This window comes from Bradyrhizobium icense (genome assembly GCF_001693385.1).
GTDB classification, from domain to species: Bacteria; Pseudomonadota; Alphaproteobacteria; order Rhizobiales; family Xanthobacteraceae; genus Bradyrhizobium; species Bradyrhizobium icense.
The window spans coordinates 2410230-2424342 of sequence record NZ_CP016428.1 but is presented as its reverse complement, the minus strand read 5'-3'; the positions used below and the strand labels follow the sequence as shown (position 1 = coordinate 2424342).

At 62.1% G+C, this 14113-nt stretch carries 15 protein-coding genes; all 15 read right to left on the bottom strand.

Translation table 11 applies throughout. The features are described from left to right. Positions 1-7: 7 nt before the first annotated feature. A complete protein-coding gene (locus tag LMTR13_RS11420) occupies positions 8-1021 on the bottom strand; it encodes a hypothetical protein (RefSeq protein WP_065727965.1) in 1014 nt (337 codons plus the stop codon). A gap of 168 nt (positions 1022-1189) precedes the next feature. Next, positions 1190-3226, bottom strand: coding sequence for a hypothetical protein (locus LMTR13_RS11415; RefSeq protein WP_065727964.1), 2037 nt, complete (start codon positions 3224-3226; stop codon positions 1190-1192). Next, positions 3226-4725: a hypothetical protein gene (locus tag LMTR13_RS11410; protein WP_065727963.1), complete on the bottom strand. Its 1500-nt coding sequence runs from the start codon at positions 4723-4725 to the stop codon at positions 3226-3228. Before LMTR13_RS11410 ends, LMTR13_RS11415 begins: the two co-directional genes overlap by 1 nt. Continuing rightward, entirely contained in the window at positions 4726-5406 is a 681-nt protein-coding gene (locus LMTR13_RS11405; protein ID WP_065727962.1) for a hypothetical protein, read from the bottom strand. Then, positions 5406-5597 carry a hypothetical protein gene (locus LMTR13_RS11400; RefSeq protein WP_065727961.1) on the bottom strand — a complete coding sequence of 64 codons (192 nt, stop codon included), beginning with the start codon at positions 5595-5597 and terminating at the stop codon, positions 5406-5408. The genes LMTR13_RS11405 and LMTR13_RS11400 overlap by 1 nt, the downstream gene beginning before the upstream one ends. Then, complete coding sequence (locus LMTR13_RS11395; RefSeq protein ID WP_065727960.1) at positions 5594-7009, bottom strand: hypothetical protein; 1416 nt, start codon at positions 7007-7009, stop codon at positions 5594-5596. The genes LMTR13_RS11400 and LMTR13_RS11395 overlap by 4 nt, the downstream gene beginning before the upstream one ends. Beyond that, positions 7009-7350 carry a hypothetical protein gene (locus LMTR13_RS11390; protein WP_065727959.1) on the bottom strand — a complete coding sequence of 114 codons (342 nt, stop codon included), beginning with the start codon at positions 7348-7350 and terminating at the stop codon, positions 7009-7011. Before LMTR13_RS11390 ends, LMTR13_RS11395 begins: the two co-directional genes overlap by 1 nt. After that, positions 7347-7583 (bottom strand): hypothetical protein, encoded by a 237-nt coding sequence (locus LMTR13_RS40595; protein WP_156795566.1) that lies wholly within the window; start codon positions 7581-7583, stop codon positions 7347-7349. The genes LMTR13_RS11390 and LMTR13_RS40595 overlap by 4 nt, the downstream gene beginning before the upstream one ends. An 11-nt stretch (positions 7584-7594) precedes the next feature. Further along, entirely contained in the window at positions 7595-8050 is a 456-nt protein-coding gene (locus LMTR13_RS11385; protein ID WP_065727958.1) for a hypothetical protein, read from the bottom strand. A gap of 13 nt (positions 8051-8063) precedes the next feature. Beyond that, positions 8064-9182, bottom strand: coding sequence for a phage capsid family protein (locus LMTR13_RS11380; RefSeq protein WP_083218985.1), 1119 nt, complete (start codon positions 9180-9182; stop codon positions 8064-8066). 36 nt (positions 9183-9218) lie between these two features. After that, on the bottom strand, positions 9219-10031 hold the full coding sequence (locus tag LMTR13_RS11375; protein ID WP_065727956.1) for a hypothetical protein: 813 nt from the start codon (positions 10029-10031) through the stop codon (positions 9219-9221). Between the two features lie 107 nt (positions 10032-10138). After that, positions 10139-10435, bottom strand: coding sequence for a hypothetical protein (locus LMTR13_RS11370; RefSeq protein WP_065727955.1), 297 nt, complete (start codon positions 10433-10435; stop codon positions 10139-10141). Beyond that, entirely contained in the window at positions 10435-12498 is a 2064-nt protein-coding gene (locus LMTR13_RS11365) for a portal protein (RefSeq protein ID WP_065727954.1), read from the bottom strand. The genes LMTR13_RS11370 and LMTR13_RS11365 overlap by 1 nt, the downstream gene beginning before the upstream one ends. After that, positions 12498-13955, bottom strand: a complete 1458-nt coding sequence (gene terL, locus LMTR13_RS11360; protein WP_065727953.1) for a phage terminase large subunit — start codon at positions 13953-13955, stop codon at positions 12498-12500. Before terL ends, LMTR13_RS11365 begins: the two co-directional genes overlap by 1 nt. Beyond that, on the bottom strand, positions 13879-14103 hold the full coding sequence (locus LMTR13_RS40590) for a hypothetical protein (protein ID WP_156795565.1): 225 nt from the start codon (positions 14101-14103) through the stop codon (positions 13879-13881). The genes terL and LMTR13_RS40590 overlap by 77 nt, the downstream gene beginning before the upstream one ends. Positions 14104-14113: the final 10 nt, after the last annotated feature.

Here is a 14113-nt window from a genome sequence, read left to right as displayed (position 1 = left end):
CCCTTTGCTAAAGTTTGATATAGATCGTCGCGACTCGCGTCGGCGAGACGATTGGGTAAGGAGCGCTGGTGCCGCCTTGCGCCGTTCCGGTGAAGGTTGAAGCCGCCTGGCTAGCAGTCAGATTTGCGACGGTACCAGCGCTGCCGCCACCGCCAGGCACGTTACCGTTTGACAAGACACCAAACCCCCCGCTTATGGAGATGGCACCATTCGCGATCGACCCTGATGGCGTGTATGGTGGGAGGTGTACCGTCGTGAGTGAATGGCTTTGACTGCCGCCGGCTTGCCCCAAAATAGTTGGGGTTCCCCCTTGAGCACCAAAGCCAGCCCCGGAGGATGTAAGAACACCAGCAGCGGTATTGCCCATGTCATCGAGGCCTGCGATCGTTCGGCCACGCCAATCCGGCAACGCAATCGTCTTGTTCGCTACCCAATCCGCATTTGCCGATGCCCCGCGTCCACCAGACACAGTAAGGTTGCTGTCCTCGCCCCAGAGATATTCGAACAGGGATTGCGTGTCGGCGTTGGCGCGCTCGGTCGCGCCTGACGTAGCGCTGCCGATCGTACGGCCATTGGCTCGGACAAAGCCCGTAAGCGCGCCGGTGCCATACCTGACCTTGAGATCGCCTGTAGCTAGGATCGTTGTGGCATCAACCGGAGAGCCGCCGCCGCCGCCAGACGACGCGCCGATCACCAGAATGCCGTCGGCGGCAAGCTGAACGACGCCCGCCGAATTGGTGAGACGGACTTTGATTGACCCGTCAGCAAAGAACAGTTGCGGCACCCGGCCGGCGCTGTCCAGCGTGATCGGGTTCGGGTACGGGATGGTGAGCGCGGAATCCTGATAGGCACTCTGCGGCGTCGTCGTGCCCGCGGCGTAGGTGTAGAGCAGTCCGCCGTTCAGCGGGTTGCCCAGGCTGTCAAACTGCTGGGAAAGACTGAGGGAAATCGAGCCCGCGCCTTGGACAGGGCCGGCCAGACCGGCTAGAATGGCAAGCCCGATGAGCAGTTTTTTCAGCATTTCAAGCCTCAAAGAAAAACCCGCCGGGCGGCGGGCTGGGAACGGTAGACGATGCAGATCAGATGGATGGTGTTTCAGGCCATCGTGGCGACGCCGGTTTACTATTTCTGCGCTGTGACGTTGAACGGACAGGGAATGGCCCCTGCCATTGTTGCGATGATCGCGGCGTTATTGGCGACCGTTTTGCTGACTTCTATTCTCAACGGGCTTCGACGCCTCCGCGTAGGTAACAAGGCGAATGGCAAGCTCAGCCGACCGCCGCCCATCCCTTGGAGCCCGGGCGATCGCCCGCAGCATGCCGGCCGCGTTCGGATCGGTCAGGATCGTCGCGAGCTGCCCAAGATTGCGCCCTAGCTTCCACTGGTCGTATTTGTCGGCTAGCGGCTGCAGGAGCCGCGTCGGATTGGCTCCGATGCGACCCACGTCGCGAGCCAAGCCGCCGGCGCCCTGCGCCTTGTTGATTTCCTGATTGTAGGCCGTACGGGAGCCGACGTTCTGCCGCGTCCCGGTTGCCTCCAGCACGTCGAGAAGCCGATTGAAGCCTTGCCAACGCTCCTGTCCATTCGGTAGGGCCTCGACAGCGGCTTGCAGGTTGACGCGCTGCTGGGGATTGCCAGCGATGGCGACAGCGAATTTTGCGCCGGATGCCTGGTTCGGCCCTGTCTGGAGATCCCGCGCGGCCTCGTTGAAGGTGCTTTCGGCATGCGCCCGGACCAGGTCGCGCGCCGCGCGCTCGTTGCGCCGGGTCAGCGCCGAAACGGTCGTTGCTATCTCCTGCTCGCTGTTCGGAAGCGGGTTGCGCGGGAACAGCGCCTCAATGGCGTTTTTCGTGGTCGTGTCGCGGCCAGCGATCTTACCGAGCGGCCCGTCGAGAAGCGGCTGCAGGAAACGCTCACGGCCCATGGACTCGATCGCCAGCGCGGTCGGATAGGCGGTCGAGGTTTGAACGTTGGAGGCGATGTTGCGCACCGCTGCGGCGTCCTGGCCGAAGCCGGCAGCGCGCTGCATGTTGCGGCCTTGCGTGTTCAGCGGCTCGGCGGCGTGTTGCGCAGCGTTATCAAGCTGCTTCTTGACCTCGTTCAGGAAGCCGACGCTCTCTTCCGGGAGGTCAGCCACATAGCGATTGAGCTGCGGATCATTGCGGACTGCGTCGCGCGCCGCCGCGTAACCTGGCAGCGCCCGCACCCGCTCCATTTCCTGCGGCGACAGTAGAACTGTCGAAGCGCTGTCATAGTATGGCCGCGCTGCGTTGTTGATCGCGCCCCGGACCTCTTCCAGCGTTCCTTCCGCCTCACGTCCGACCGCGGGCCCGATCGCAGAAGGATTCCGGTTGACCGGAGCGACGTTGCCCAACTCCTGCCGAACCGCGCCTTCTACCGCCGCAGGACGGTCGCCGAAGAAGGCGGCCATCTGGCCCTCAGTCTGGGGCGAAGCCTCCAGATGCCGCATCATGTTCGTCAGCACGGGACGCCCGGCAACCTGGCTGAGCGCTTCCGGCCACGAAAGCTGCAGCCCTCGCCCGGCCGCATCCTGCATCAGCCGATCGGCTTGCACCACCATCGGCTCGGTGATGCCCTCTGGCAATTGATTGGCGATCGACCGCGAGGCGCTGCCAGGGCGCGAGGCCAGCACCTGCACACCGCCGCCGGCCAAGGCACCGAGAAAACGCGCCACTGGTTCGGCAGCAGTACCCTTGGTCGCCTGCCCGGCCGTTTCGCTTGTTACGGCTGGGACAAGCACGCGCGCGCCGCGCGCGATAGCACCGCCCGGGCCACCCACTGCCGCCGGCAGGAATTCACCCGCGGTCTGGGCATATTCGCCGGCCGTCGTCTTCGGCTTGTAGAAATCGCCCGTGACGCCCTCGACGGCTTTCTGGATCGTCCCTGAGCTAGGTGCCTCGGCCAGCACCCTGCCGGGCCCCGGAGCGCGCCTGACGCCCTCGTAAACCGCATCCTTAAACGCCTGCGCGCGCTCGGCCGGGATGCCAAATTGCTGTGCAGCATAGTCGACGCCATGCGAAAGCAATTCCCGCACGTCGCCGGCGGCGCCGATCGTTCCGATGCCGCCCTTGACCACACCGATGCCGGCCGACTTCGCGACGTCTTCGGCAACGCTGACCTGCGGCGCGCGAAACTCAGCCCACGGATCGCCGCCGGTCGGCGGCGCTGGCGACTTCATCCGGAATTCTGCCCACTCGTCGGCCATTAGGGCACCCGCCCCACTGTCCCGTCAGGCAGAAGGATTTCCGTTCCTGATGGCAGCTTGCGCGCCTCGGCCGGCGAAGCAACCCGGATCGGCGCCTTGGTCTGTCCCGGCCGGGCCGCGTTGAACCTGTCCTCAAAGCTGCTCGGCGCGCCGGCCGGCGGCGCATTGCCCTTGAGAGCTTGGCCATAGAGCTCCGGATTGGCCTTGCGCCACTCGACAAAGCCCTGCATCGGATCGGGCAACGCGCGCAACTGCCGTTCGGCATCCTTTCTCGTAATTTCCCTGGTCGCGAGCCGGGACGCGATCTCGCCGCGTGCCATCTCGTCACGCGTGAGCGCTTCCATCGTATTTAGGCCGATTTCCCGGGCCGCCGGGTTCTGCGACAGTGTCGGGAGCGACTTCAGGAAGCCCTTGAATTCGATATCGGAGGTCGAGCCGGAGCCTTCGGCACGCTGCTGCGGCGCAAGGCGCTGGATGACTTGGCTATAGGCCTGGATGTCGGACAGCCCGCCGATGTTGATGCCAAGCGCTTCGGCATAAGGGCCGATGGCCTCCTTGATGTTCGCGGCGGCGCCCTGAGACCCCATGCGGCGGTGAATTTCGCGCATGGTGTTGATGTCGACCAGCTTCCGCTCGGCCGCCTGCCCTTCTGCAATATAGCCATTCCAGCGCTTGGCTTGACCCTTGCTCATCTCCTTTTCGAATTCGCTTTCGCCCTTCTGGTCGATGTTAATCTCGGTCTTGCCAGCGGCCTTGTTCGCGCGCACCCACGTCGTGTAGTCGGGCGTGTTCGGGTCCTGCGACTTGGCAAAGGCCCACTCTTTCATGTCGGGAGTGGCCTTGCCTGCGTCGAGCTCGGAGGCCAAAAGAGTTTTGGCCAGCTCGCGCTGGGCTTGCGGTAGGCGCGGGCTGCTGGATGCTTCAATGAGTTGCAGCGCGCGCGGCGTGACACCGGTGGGAAGGCCGGCACTGGTCGGTGCAGCCGGCGCGGCAGGCCCCGCCCGAACGGGCGCCACCGGCAGCGCTGCAAGCGTGGTCGGCTTGGTGGGCTCATATAGGCCAGCCGCCTCGGCCTCCGCATCGCCCCAGACCTTCGACGTGGATGGGATCGGCGCGCGCGGCGCTACGCTCGGGATAGCATCGGAGCCGCCGATTGCCTCGCGCGGCCGCGCGCCGGGCACAGGTATGGCGCTTGGCATCGGTACGCCCGGCCCGGGCTGCGCGCCATACATGCCCTGCAGTCCCTGCCGAAACTGATTGCTTGCGGCCAGCTCGTCTTCCTGCTTTTTGCGTGCCTCTGCCAGCGCGAGGAATTGGAGGGTGTGAGTAATGTCGCCCATTCCGGCGGTCTGCGCTGCCGCGGTCTTGTAGTCGATCGTTCCATCAGCCAAGCCGCGGCCGAGATCAGCGAGCTTCTGCTCGTTTTGACCTTTCTTCCACAGCGCTGGCAGTTCGCCGAGCGATGAGAAGTCAACCCGAGGGACCGTGAGTTCAGCCATTCACTTACCCCCGAGCAGCGACGTGCCGCCGGAAAAGGCGCTTGCACCGAGCTTGGCAAGGTTCAGCCCGAGCCCCCAAAGGTTGGCCGAGCCCTGCATTTCAGCGTTGGCCTGTTGCGTGTTCTGGTTTGCAACCGCGTTCGCCGTGTTCGTGCCAAGGTTGGCGATTGAGCTTGCCGTGCCCTGATAAACCGGCACCTTGCCAGCTTCCGCGCCTGCTTGGCCCGATACCGCAGCCATCTCAGGCGAGACATAGCCCTGCAAACGGTCCAGCCATGAGCCATATTCCTGATTGGCTAGATTGCCGGCGCGATCAGAGAGCGCCGCCAGTGTATTGCCGCCGGCAGAGACGCCGAGCGCATTCGCCTTGCGCGCAATGCCTTCCAGCGACTGGTCGACCATCCAATCATAACCGGGACTGGCCTGAAATGCGGCGCGCGCACGCGCTGCCCCTTCAGGACCGTTCACGTTCAATGCATCAAGCCCCAGCGTCGTCGCGGCGCCGTATTTCGAGGCCAGCGGCGCATAGTAACCGCCGGCCTTATCGAGGGACGCAAGGGAGCTTGCTTCGCCCTGCCGAAGGATATCAGTCCCCTCGCGCTTGTTCTGCGCAAGCATAAGCCGGTTTTGGTGAGCGGCCTCTCCAGCGCTATCGCCCGTAAAAATGTCAAAGATGCCCATCAGTTTGCTCCGGGCTCGTATTGCCGGGTGGTCGAGTTGTAGATCAGGACTTCGCCGTTCGCCGGCTCAGTTTTCGAAACGGACATGGTGTGGGTCCGCGCATGCATGTCCTGGATCAGCTCAAGAAAATACTGCGTCGGCTTCCCATCCGGCCTGATCCATTGGAAATCGGGTTCGACAGGCTTTTTCATGCGGCTCTCGGCTCTCCGGTCATTTCGCCGCCCATCAGCCCGAAATGGACCGGATCGGACATGCGGACCTTCCAGATGTAGCCTTGTGGTCCCGCCGCCTTGATCTGGTTGACGCGGATGCGCGCCGTGCCGATCGACTGCCGGCCAAGCTTGCGGATCCGCGGGATCGAAAATGTCTGCCCCCCGTCCGTCGAATAGGAAATCTCGACGCCTGGATCAGTCGCGATAGGGTCTTCGCCGGCCGCATCGCCCACGCCTACCGCAAAGTCGAAGAACGCCGAAATGCCCCTCGACCGCCGTGGGAAGTCCTGCAATGGTGCAGACCAGACTTCGCAAACCAGCGGATTGTCGATCTCCTTGTGCGACGCGCTGGTGATCTGCTGCACGTTGCCGGTCAGGTCATCACCGCACAGCCATTTGCCGAAGGCGTAATAGGTCTGGGTGATCCGGCTATTGACGATCAGATAGCTCGGCCGCTCGTGCCATTTGCCGTTGTTGATATTGAAGGTCCACGTCCATGCCGCACACTTGACCTGAATGAAGGCGTGCCCGCGGGAGATATAGGAGCACATCTCAATTGTGGTCTTGTCGGCAACCGCCTCAATTAGCGCGTCCAGATCGGGTGGGGATATCTTGATCGGCGCGTTGCCGTCGATGCGATAGACCGCGTTGTCATCGGCGACGATATGCAGCCCCTTGGTAAAGCTGTCCTCGTGCCCGGTCACACAATAAGGCCCGGCCAGTCCCCGCGGCATCACATCGGACCTTGCGAACGGGAACGGTGAAAGCCCCTGATCGGTCCAGATTTCGGTAGTCTGCGTTCCGAAGAGGTAGAGCCGGCCCGCCCACTCTATACACCGATAGAGGCCATCAGGCTTGGCCTGCGCCGTGCCAAACGACAACGCGTCGACCGAGGTCGAATTAAGGCCCGTGGCAAACGCCTTGCCGTCGCCTGTCGTGAAGACGCCGTAACCATTGATCGAACAAGTCGAGTTGACCGCAGGCAGGTCAGCATCCGGCCACGAGTTCGTAACCGTTGTCGGCGTGAACACCGCGATGTTGCCGTCGGGGTCGACGAACCACTTGTCCGGCGTGGTGGCGTTGTTGCGCGCGAAAAACCCCTTCTTGGTCCCGTTCAGGTTTCCCACGTTGGTCGACGCGCCGCCGGATGACGTGAATTTCTCCAGCTTGGTTTCGAACCCGACGTAAAGGACGCCCGCAACCTCCAGAAACCCGCGGCAGCCTTCGCGCGTCGTCGTCCCGAAGTTTGTCAGGCCCGGCGAGCGGTGCCGCACAGCGACCGCGCGCGCGCCTTCTCCAAGGGGTTCGGCATAGCAATTGTACAGCCGCCCGGCACCTTCGGATGCTCGCAAACCGGGCGAATGAGAGACCGGAAAAATGATCTTCGCCATCAGTAATATTCGGTCTTCATGACTTCGCCGGTCGGCTTGGCCCCGCCCATCCGGCGCAAGGTCTGCTCATCGCGCCGCCGTGCCTCTTCGTTGATCGGCGATCCGAAGTCAGGCCCGGCCATGTTGGCGAGCAGCCGCGCCAAGGGCTCAAATATTGCCGGCTTGATGGCGTTCGCGTCGTCGACGTAGTAAATCTGATCCTCGGCCAACTGCTCAATGAGCGGGTCAATCAGTCCGTCCAGCGAGTTGTAGTCCTCGGTCGCGGGTGCCTCACCCGGCTCGATCAGAGCCAACAGCTTGGCTGCGCGCTGGATCAGCTCGGTACGGGTCTTGTCGGTCACGCGCCGCCCTCAGATGTTTCTGACTTCGGAGGCCGGCCGCGGCGAGGTTTAGCCTCTGCTGGCTCCTCTTCCTTGACCTCGGTAAAATGAGAATGGCGACGCAGCCTTTCTGCGACCCTTTCGTCATCGACACAAACCGGCTTGTTGAGCGGGAACGTCATGCCTAACATTCCGCACTCTTCCGGGTCCGTGCCTTTGGCTTCGGGGTCGCCCGAGAAAACAAACGTCGCCATGCTCTATTTCCTTACGGAACGTAGTAATAGACAACCATCGAAGTCGTGCCGGTGCCGCCTGTCGCCGCATCGACGTTGATGACGGCCTGGAGAACGGTTTCCGCTCCGAACGTCTGGGGGCCGTCCGTAAACAGCTTGCCTTGAAGCGGGTAGTAGATGCCGGCGACGGGAACGTGAACCGACACGTCGCCCGTGATGACATCCAGATTCCCGAAGCCGTCCGGATCAGCGGCATCGACGCCATTTGCGGCCCAGCCGATATCGATGTTCAGTTCTTCAGTGCCGGTGTCGAGATCGTCACCGCACCAATAGCCACCGACAACTACCGCGCCCTTGGGGATGCGGCAGTAATCGATGGTGGTGCCGGCGGCGAGGTTGGAGGCGTGCTCATAGGTGCCATGAGCAACACGAAGTACACCAGTGCCGGGAACCGGGAAGTTCGCGGCGGCGCGAGACGAAGCAACCATTGTTCATGCCTCCTTAAGCTGCGGTGGAGCTGGACACGAACAGCGTCGCGACGCCGTGGTCCTTGGTGTCGTCACGATCAGCGGCGCCCGAGCCGAACACCATCTTTTCGATGCCGTAGATCGACTCGATCGCCACGCCATGCTTGTCGCCGTAGTCGAAGGTTTCCTGCTTCGAAGTCCAGCGCTTGGCATAGGCCGCACCGACAGCCTGTGCACCGCACAGGTAAACGGGGCAGACAGTGGCCGAGGTGTCGCCTGCGGCGGTCAGGGTTGAATAATCGTAGAGGTCATGCGCCTCCTTGATGATCATCCCGTTCCAGTGGATGTCGCCGCCCTTGAACAGGCGTTCGTTCTCCATCTGGATGTTGACTTCGCGCTGCGCCGCCGTGATCACCGCGTCATTCATCAGATCGCGGAAGGCGAGCGGATGAGCGTAAACGATGAAGTAGTGGCGTCCGTTCTTCTCCGAACGGATTGGGCGGATCTTCGGGTTGGCAACGTTCATTGCCCTGAACTTGAGGGCGCTGAGGTTGGCCGCCGTCAGGTTCTCCGCAGCCGTGCCCGTGGTCAACGTCGCAAGGCCTGCCGAGAAGTCGGTATTGGCCGAATATGCGTTGTTGCCCCAATAGACACGATCGCCGTTGTCCACCAGCCATGCATCAAGTGTGGTCTGATTGCCAGCGAGAAGGACAGCCGCAGCGGTCATTTCGATGCCGTTCATGTTGCCGAGCGCGCGGGTGATCAGCCGCTCGGTGTCCTTCATGGACCAATCCTTGAGGACGTGCTTGGCCGCATCACGGAGGCTGATGGCAGAAAACTGCTCATCGATCTCGGCCACACGAACGCCGTTGCGGCGCTTGTTAACCGTGATTTCCTTGGAGCGGGAAGCCATATCCTCTTCGTTGCCCTCCAGCACATCGCGGCCGGTGATGGCGTCCTGGGTCAACTTGTTGACCAAGGCGAAGTTGATGCGGTCGCCGGGCTTCTTGGAAAGATTCTCCTTCACCTGAATGATGGAGTTTTCATTCGTCCCCATTTCGCCGGCATAGCGGTTCTCGGTGAGGTACTCGACAAAGAATTTGTCGTCCCACTGCTCTACAGTGAGACCCGTGCTAACGCGAGTGTCAGCCATGGTCGTGGTTTCCTTTCAACGACCGAAGGACGGGCCTTAACCCGTCTGTCTTGATCGGTCGAAAATGTCTTGGATGGGCGACGGACCGCCCCACGCCGGGCCGCTTCTGGCGCCGACATTCCGAGCTGCCGCCATGTTCGAGGGCATGACAGGCTGACGCTGCTGCGCCTGTTGCTGCCCACCTTGTTCGGCCAGGATCTTCTCGCGCAGCTCGGCTTCCAGCCTGGCCCTGAAGGCCGCCGGATCGTCGCCGATCTCCGCTTGAGCGATTTGGCGCTTGTGCCACTGAACAGCCGCCGCATAGCGGTTCGGGCTGCTGACAACTTTCTGGTAGTCACCCTGATCGAGCTTGCCGCTCTGCATCGCGCTGATGAAGGCGCTTTCCGCCTCGTTCACCGCCTCCTCGGAAAACCGAGTGATCGCGTTGTCCTTGGCGAATGCGAGGAGCGTCTGATTGATCTGATCGAACTGGGGAGAAACGGTCTGCCGCACTTCGTGCCGCGTCGCCGCACTCGGGTCCTCAAAGAAATCAGGCGCTTGAGGGGCTTCCTGCTTCTGAACCGGAACACGCTGCAAAAGCTCGCTGACCTGACGCTGAAGCGTCTCGTTGGCCCGGCGAAACTCCGCAACCTCTTCCGTGTAGCGCTTGACCTTCTGCTTCTCGGCATGAAGGGCCTCATGCGGGACCGTTCGGGTCTGCTGCTGGCCTTCCTGCTCTGTTGCTCCGGTCTGCTGCTGCTCCTGTTGGCCTTCGCCCTCAGCCGCCGCAGCCTGCGTTACCTGTTCCTGCTCGGGCTCCGGCGCAGCAGATTGCTGCCCGGAGAGAATGCTCTCCAGATCGTTGCTCATGGCTTCCTGTTTGTGTGCTAGGTCACATACGCCCGATGCCCGGCGGCAGCGCATGTTGAATGGTCATGCTCCAGAACGCCCGTTAACCCGCGGCGACCGGGATCTCGTTAGGCAGCGGCGATAAACGCGATGTACTGCCCAGGCGACACACCAACGAAGTATGGTGCATTGCTAGAGCTGACCTTGAGGTCGGTCGTAGCGGCGGTAACGGTCGAGCCACCAACCTTATAGTGAAAGTCAGCGCTCGCGCTGATCCCGACGTATTTCACGCCCTCGGGGATGACTACTGACCTCTCCGTGGTCGAAAATGTGACGTTGGCAAGATCGGTCCCGGGCTCCTCACAAACCTGAATGGCGCCGAAGTTCTTCACGCTTGAATAGCAGCGAATCCATGCCGTAGCCATTATGCGCCAACCTTCTGTTTCGCGGCGATCTTGCGATCGGCGTCTCGGTCCTTGATGCCCTGTGCGAAATTGGCCTCGGCCAGACTGGCGTCATGCTCGGCCTTGGCCGGCGCCAGATCGGCTTCAACCATCGTCTTGTGCGCCGCGGCGTTCTTCTGTTTCGCGCTTGCGTGCCGCTCCATGATCTCGGCAATCGCTTGCTGGATCTGAACCTCCATCGGAATCTCTTGCTCCGGGGGCTGCATGGGCGCGGCCTGGTCGGGCATGCCGGCCTCGCGCGCCTTGGCCATGTTCAGCGCAGCCTTGGATTCCGTCTCCGCTACCTCGGCCACGGCGCCGCGCAACTTGAGCTGTTCGACCTGCGGGTTCGGCTGCTTGGCCTTGTCCATCTCATCCAGCATCTTGGACTTGTCCTTGATGCTCGAGGCCTGAACCAGCGCGCGGAACGGCAATTCATTGTTGGCGTCCATCTTCTTCAGGTCGACCAGCATCGCGAACTGCTCCTGAGACGCGATCACGTCCGGAACTTCGTCGATGATGATGTCGCAGTCGAGTTCAGCAATACTCGCGATAATGCCGCCGATCTTGGCCGCGACCTGCGGGTTCTGCTGGGCCTGCGCCTGCAATTGCTGCATCTTCTCGGGGTCGAGGTTCATGCCAACCCACTTGATATTCCGCTCATCGTCGGTGACACGAATCCACTTCTCTGTAGTCCAGAACTGCCGGATGCGCGCCCACACCGCGCGGAACACGCGGCGATCGAGATGGCGCAGGTTATCGAGCAAGTCCCCGAGCGAGATCATGCCGCCCTGCTGGCTGGCCAGGATGGCCTTACCGGACGCAGCGCTGGAGCCTTGCGTCTTGTCACCCATCTGGGTAGCGTTCGGCCCCTTCAGGTCGATTGCGTTCTTTGCTTCCTGGAGCAGCCCGAGCTGGGCCGCGGCCAAATCGGTATTGCTGTCGATCTGCAGCGTCTCGTTGACGGGCAAGCCCAGATCGTTAACTTCAAGCCAGCCTTCCGGCCGGTGAATCTCGCGCCGGGCCTTCTCCACATCATCCACGGCGCCCTTTTTCGCGCGCACCGTCTTGGAATTGAGCAGGTGCAGCGCCTTTGAGTGCCGCTTGTTGATGCCGTCCTGCAGCGTGATCATCTCACGCACGAGGCCGTAGCGGTTATTGTCGCGGTCGACATAGGCGGACTGGAAGAACAGTTCGCAGTCGCTTTCGCCCTTGTCAGTCATGTAGGGCGATGGCCCTGCCTTCAGGATGCCGCCCTTGGTATACTCAGCGAAATGCCACTGCTCGGCCTTCTTGATCCAGATTTGGCAGATGCGAACCCGCTTGCGCTTCTTGTCGGCCCAGAGCGTGAATTTCGGCTTGTCGTCATAGGTCTGTGACGGGGCGGTCGACAGCGTTGTGTCCAGCGCTTCCACGGCGCCCTGTTCATCGCCGTACATCGCCACGGCGTCGTCATAGTCCATCCAGACGACCACGCCGAGATAGCCGGCGTCCGAGAAATCAGTTTCGCTTGAATGCGGGTCCCAGAAGATGCGATCCCACGCATAGCGGCGCAGCTTGACCTCGATGCCGGGCTGGCCGTTGTAGCCGATCGCCTCCGAGACCGAAACACCGATCCCGCCAGCGCCTTCCACCAGCATGTTGCGCCACACACCCGAGCGCTTGGCGTCGAAATTCTCTGTCTCGGCGACGTACCGAAGTGCCTGCGTTGCGCCGTCGGCGTCGACCTCGTGAATCGGGGTCCGCGGCAGGGCCTTGGGGTCAATCCGCTGCTGCTTCTCGAGCCCGACCAGATAATCGATCTTGGTCTTGATCCGGTTGTCGATCTGGGGCGGCTGGCCGCGCTTTTTCAGCGTTGCCAGTTCCTCTTCCGTGAGCTGCTTGTTGTCCACATAGTCGCGGTCGCGCTCGGATAGCTGGCGGGCCTCGTATGTGCTCTCCTCGCTTTCCTCGAACATGCGGACGAGGTCGGCAACATCGAGCAGGCTTTCCCGTGGCAACTCGTCTGCAGTGTCGTTGCGGTAGGCCACGGCGCTTGAAGCCATCAGGCGGTTTTCCAGTTCAGTTCGTTGGTCGGCTCACGATCCCAGCGGTCGACCCGCGGCTTTTCGGTCGGCTTCGGCTTTGTCCCCAGCAGCATACGGTCGAGCAACTGGCCGACGAGTCCGAGCGCGTCGACCTGATCGTCGTGCTTGCCGGCTGGGAAGCTCAGCAGTTCGCTTCTGAGGTCCGGGTACCAAGTTGCATTGACCGGCACGTAAAGCCCCTCCAGCGCCATGCGGCCGCGAATGGACTGCGCTCTGACAGCCTTGTCGCCTCGGGTCGGGAATTGCTCGCGAGCGACATACGCCCTGCGCTCCCGCTGCCTCCGATCAAGGAAAGGGCCAACGCCGGACTTGATCTGGCCCTGTTCTTCCGCCCATCCCATCGGCTTCCACTGATTCACGAGGTCGCAGAACGCTTCGACCCAGACGTCCGATGCCGCCTGCTTGCGCCATAGATCAAGCAGATACATGCGACCTTCAGGATCAAGTCCGACAACCACATGGCAAGTAAAATCCCCGCCGTCCGCCGTCACCGCGTAGTCAGAGCCGCCATAGACCCGGAGTGTTTTCGGGTCCGGCGCTTTCTCGTATGGTCTCAGCCACTCTGCCTTGAAGTAATCGCCCTCCTCGGGCGCTGGTCGCTGCTGGTAAAGCGCAGACCAGTCACGAGGCCCGACAGCACGACGCTTGCGCGCCAAGTTCTCTTCATCTTCCCACTCAGGCCACAGCGGCTGACCAACAGTGCGCCCGAGCGGGTCACCATGCTCTGCCAAGGCAGGGAGCGAAATAACCTCCCAGCGGTCACCGCCGGCCGCCATATCAGCCAGCAAACGGCCGGCAAGGTCGTCCTCGTGCCATCGAGTCTGGATCAGGACGATGCGCCCGCCTGGTTTAAGGCGAGTGTACAGGTCTGATTTGTACCAGTCCCATGTCTTGTCACGCACCAACTCGCTGTCGGCATCTTCGCGACTTCGTACCGGGTCATCAATAACCACAAGGTCCGCGCGTCGTCCGGCGATAGCCCCTCCAACGCCAGCCGCGAAATACTCTCCTCCGCGATTGGTTTCCCATCTACCAGCAGCTTGGCTGTCAGTTGCAAGCCCAACCCCCAAAATCAGCGAGTGCTCTGCAACAAGGTTTCGGACTCGCCTGCCCCATTTCTCCGCAAGCTCCGCAGTGTGCGAAGCGGCGATGACGCAGTGATCCGGGTGCTGGGCAAAATGCCACGGCGCATACAGAATGCTTCCGTAGGTCGATTTGGCGGCACCTGGCGGCATGAAGATCGCCAGTCTATCCGTCTTGCCGACTGAGACCTCTTCAAGCTTCTCAAGCAGCAAACGGTGATGCGCGGCCGGCTCAAAGCCCGCGTACCGGCACCATTCAGTTAAGCTGCGCCGGATCGATCGGCGCTTCAGCAGTTCCTTCGCTGCTTCCTGCGGCGATATGCGCAAGTTCATCGTCGCTCACTTCGGTTGCGCGCTTGATGCCGACGCTGCCGGAATGCTCAACGGCAGCTAGGCGGGCATGCACATAGGGCGCTGCGGCCTTGGCCGCCTCAAATCGATCTGCCCGCGGCAAGTCCCGATCGCGCAGCAGCGTCAGCATGTAATCGAGA

What these genes read in the sequence shown, in the direction of transcription:
- LMTR13_RS11400 (WP_065727961.1), bottom strand. Translation starts at nt 5,597, where the DNA reads ATGAAAAAGCCTGTCGAACCCGATTTCCAATGGATCAGGCCGGATGGG.
- LMTR13_RS11395 (WP_065727960.1), bottom strand. Translation starts at nt 7,009, where the DNA reads ATGGCGAAGATCATTTTTCCGGTCTCTCATTCGCCCGGTTTGCGAGCA.
- LMTR13_RS11410 (WP_065727963.1), bottom strand. Translation starts at nt 4,725, where the DNA reads ATGGCTGAACTCACGGTCCCTCGGGTTGACTTCTCATCGCTCGGCGAA.
- LMTR13_RS11420 (WP_065727965.1), bottom strand. Translation starts at nt 1,021, where the DNA reads ATGCTGAAAAAACTGCTCATCGGGCTTGCCATTCTAGCCGGTCTGGCC.
- terL (WP_065727953.1), bottom strand. Translation starts at nt 13,955, where the DNA reads ATGAACTTGCGCATATCGCCGCAGGAAGCAGCGAAGGAACTGCTGAAG.
- LMTR13_RS11370 (WP_065727955.1), bottom strand. Translation starts at nt 10,435, where the DNA reads ATGGCTACGGCATGGATTCGCTGCTATTCAAGCGTGAAGAACTTCGGC.
- LMTR13_RS11365 (WP_065727954.1), bottom strand. Translation starts at nt 12,498, where the DNA reads ATGGCTTCAAGCGCCGTGGCCTACCGCAACGACACTGCAGACGAGTTG.
- LMTR13_RS11375 (WP_065727956.1), bottom strand. Translation starts at nt 10,031, where the DNA reads ATGAGCAACGATCTGGAGAGCATTCTCTCCGGGCAGCAATCTGCTGCG.
- LMTR13_RS11415 (WP_065727964.1), bottom strand. Translation starts at nt 3,226, where the DNA reads ATGGCCGACGAGTGGGCAGAATTCCGGATGAAGTCGCCAGCGCCGCCG.
- LMTR13_RS11380 (WP_083218985.1), bottom strand. Translation starts at nt 9,182, where the DNA reads ATGGCTGACACTCGCGTTAGCACGGGTCTCACTGTAGAGCAGTGGGAC.
- LMTR13_RS11405 (WP_065727962.1), bottom strand. Translation starts at nt 5,406, where the DNA reads ATGGGCATCTTTGACATTTTTACGGGCGATAGCGCTGGAGAGGCCGCT.
- LMTR13_RS40590 (WP_156795565.1), bottom strand. Translation starts at nt 14,103, where the DNA reads ATGCTGACGCTGCTGCGCGATCGGGACTTGCCGCGGGCAGATCGATTT.
- LMTR13_RS11385 (WP_065727958.1), bottom strand. Translation starts at nt 8,050, where the DNA reads ATGGTTGCTTCGTCTCGCGCCGCCGCGAACTTCCCGGTTCCCGGCACT.
- LMTR13_RS40595 (WP_156795566.1), bottom strand. Translation starts at nt 7,583, where the DNA reads ATGGCGACGTTTGTTTTCTCGGGCGACCCCGAAGCCAAAGGCACGGAC.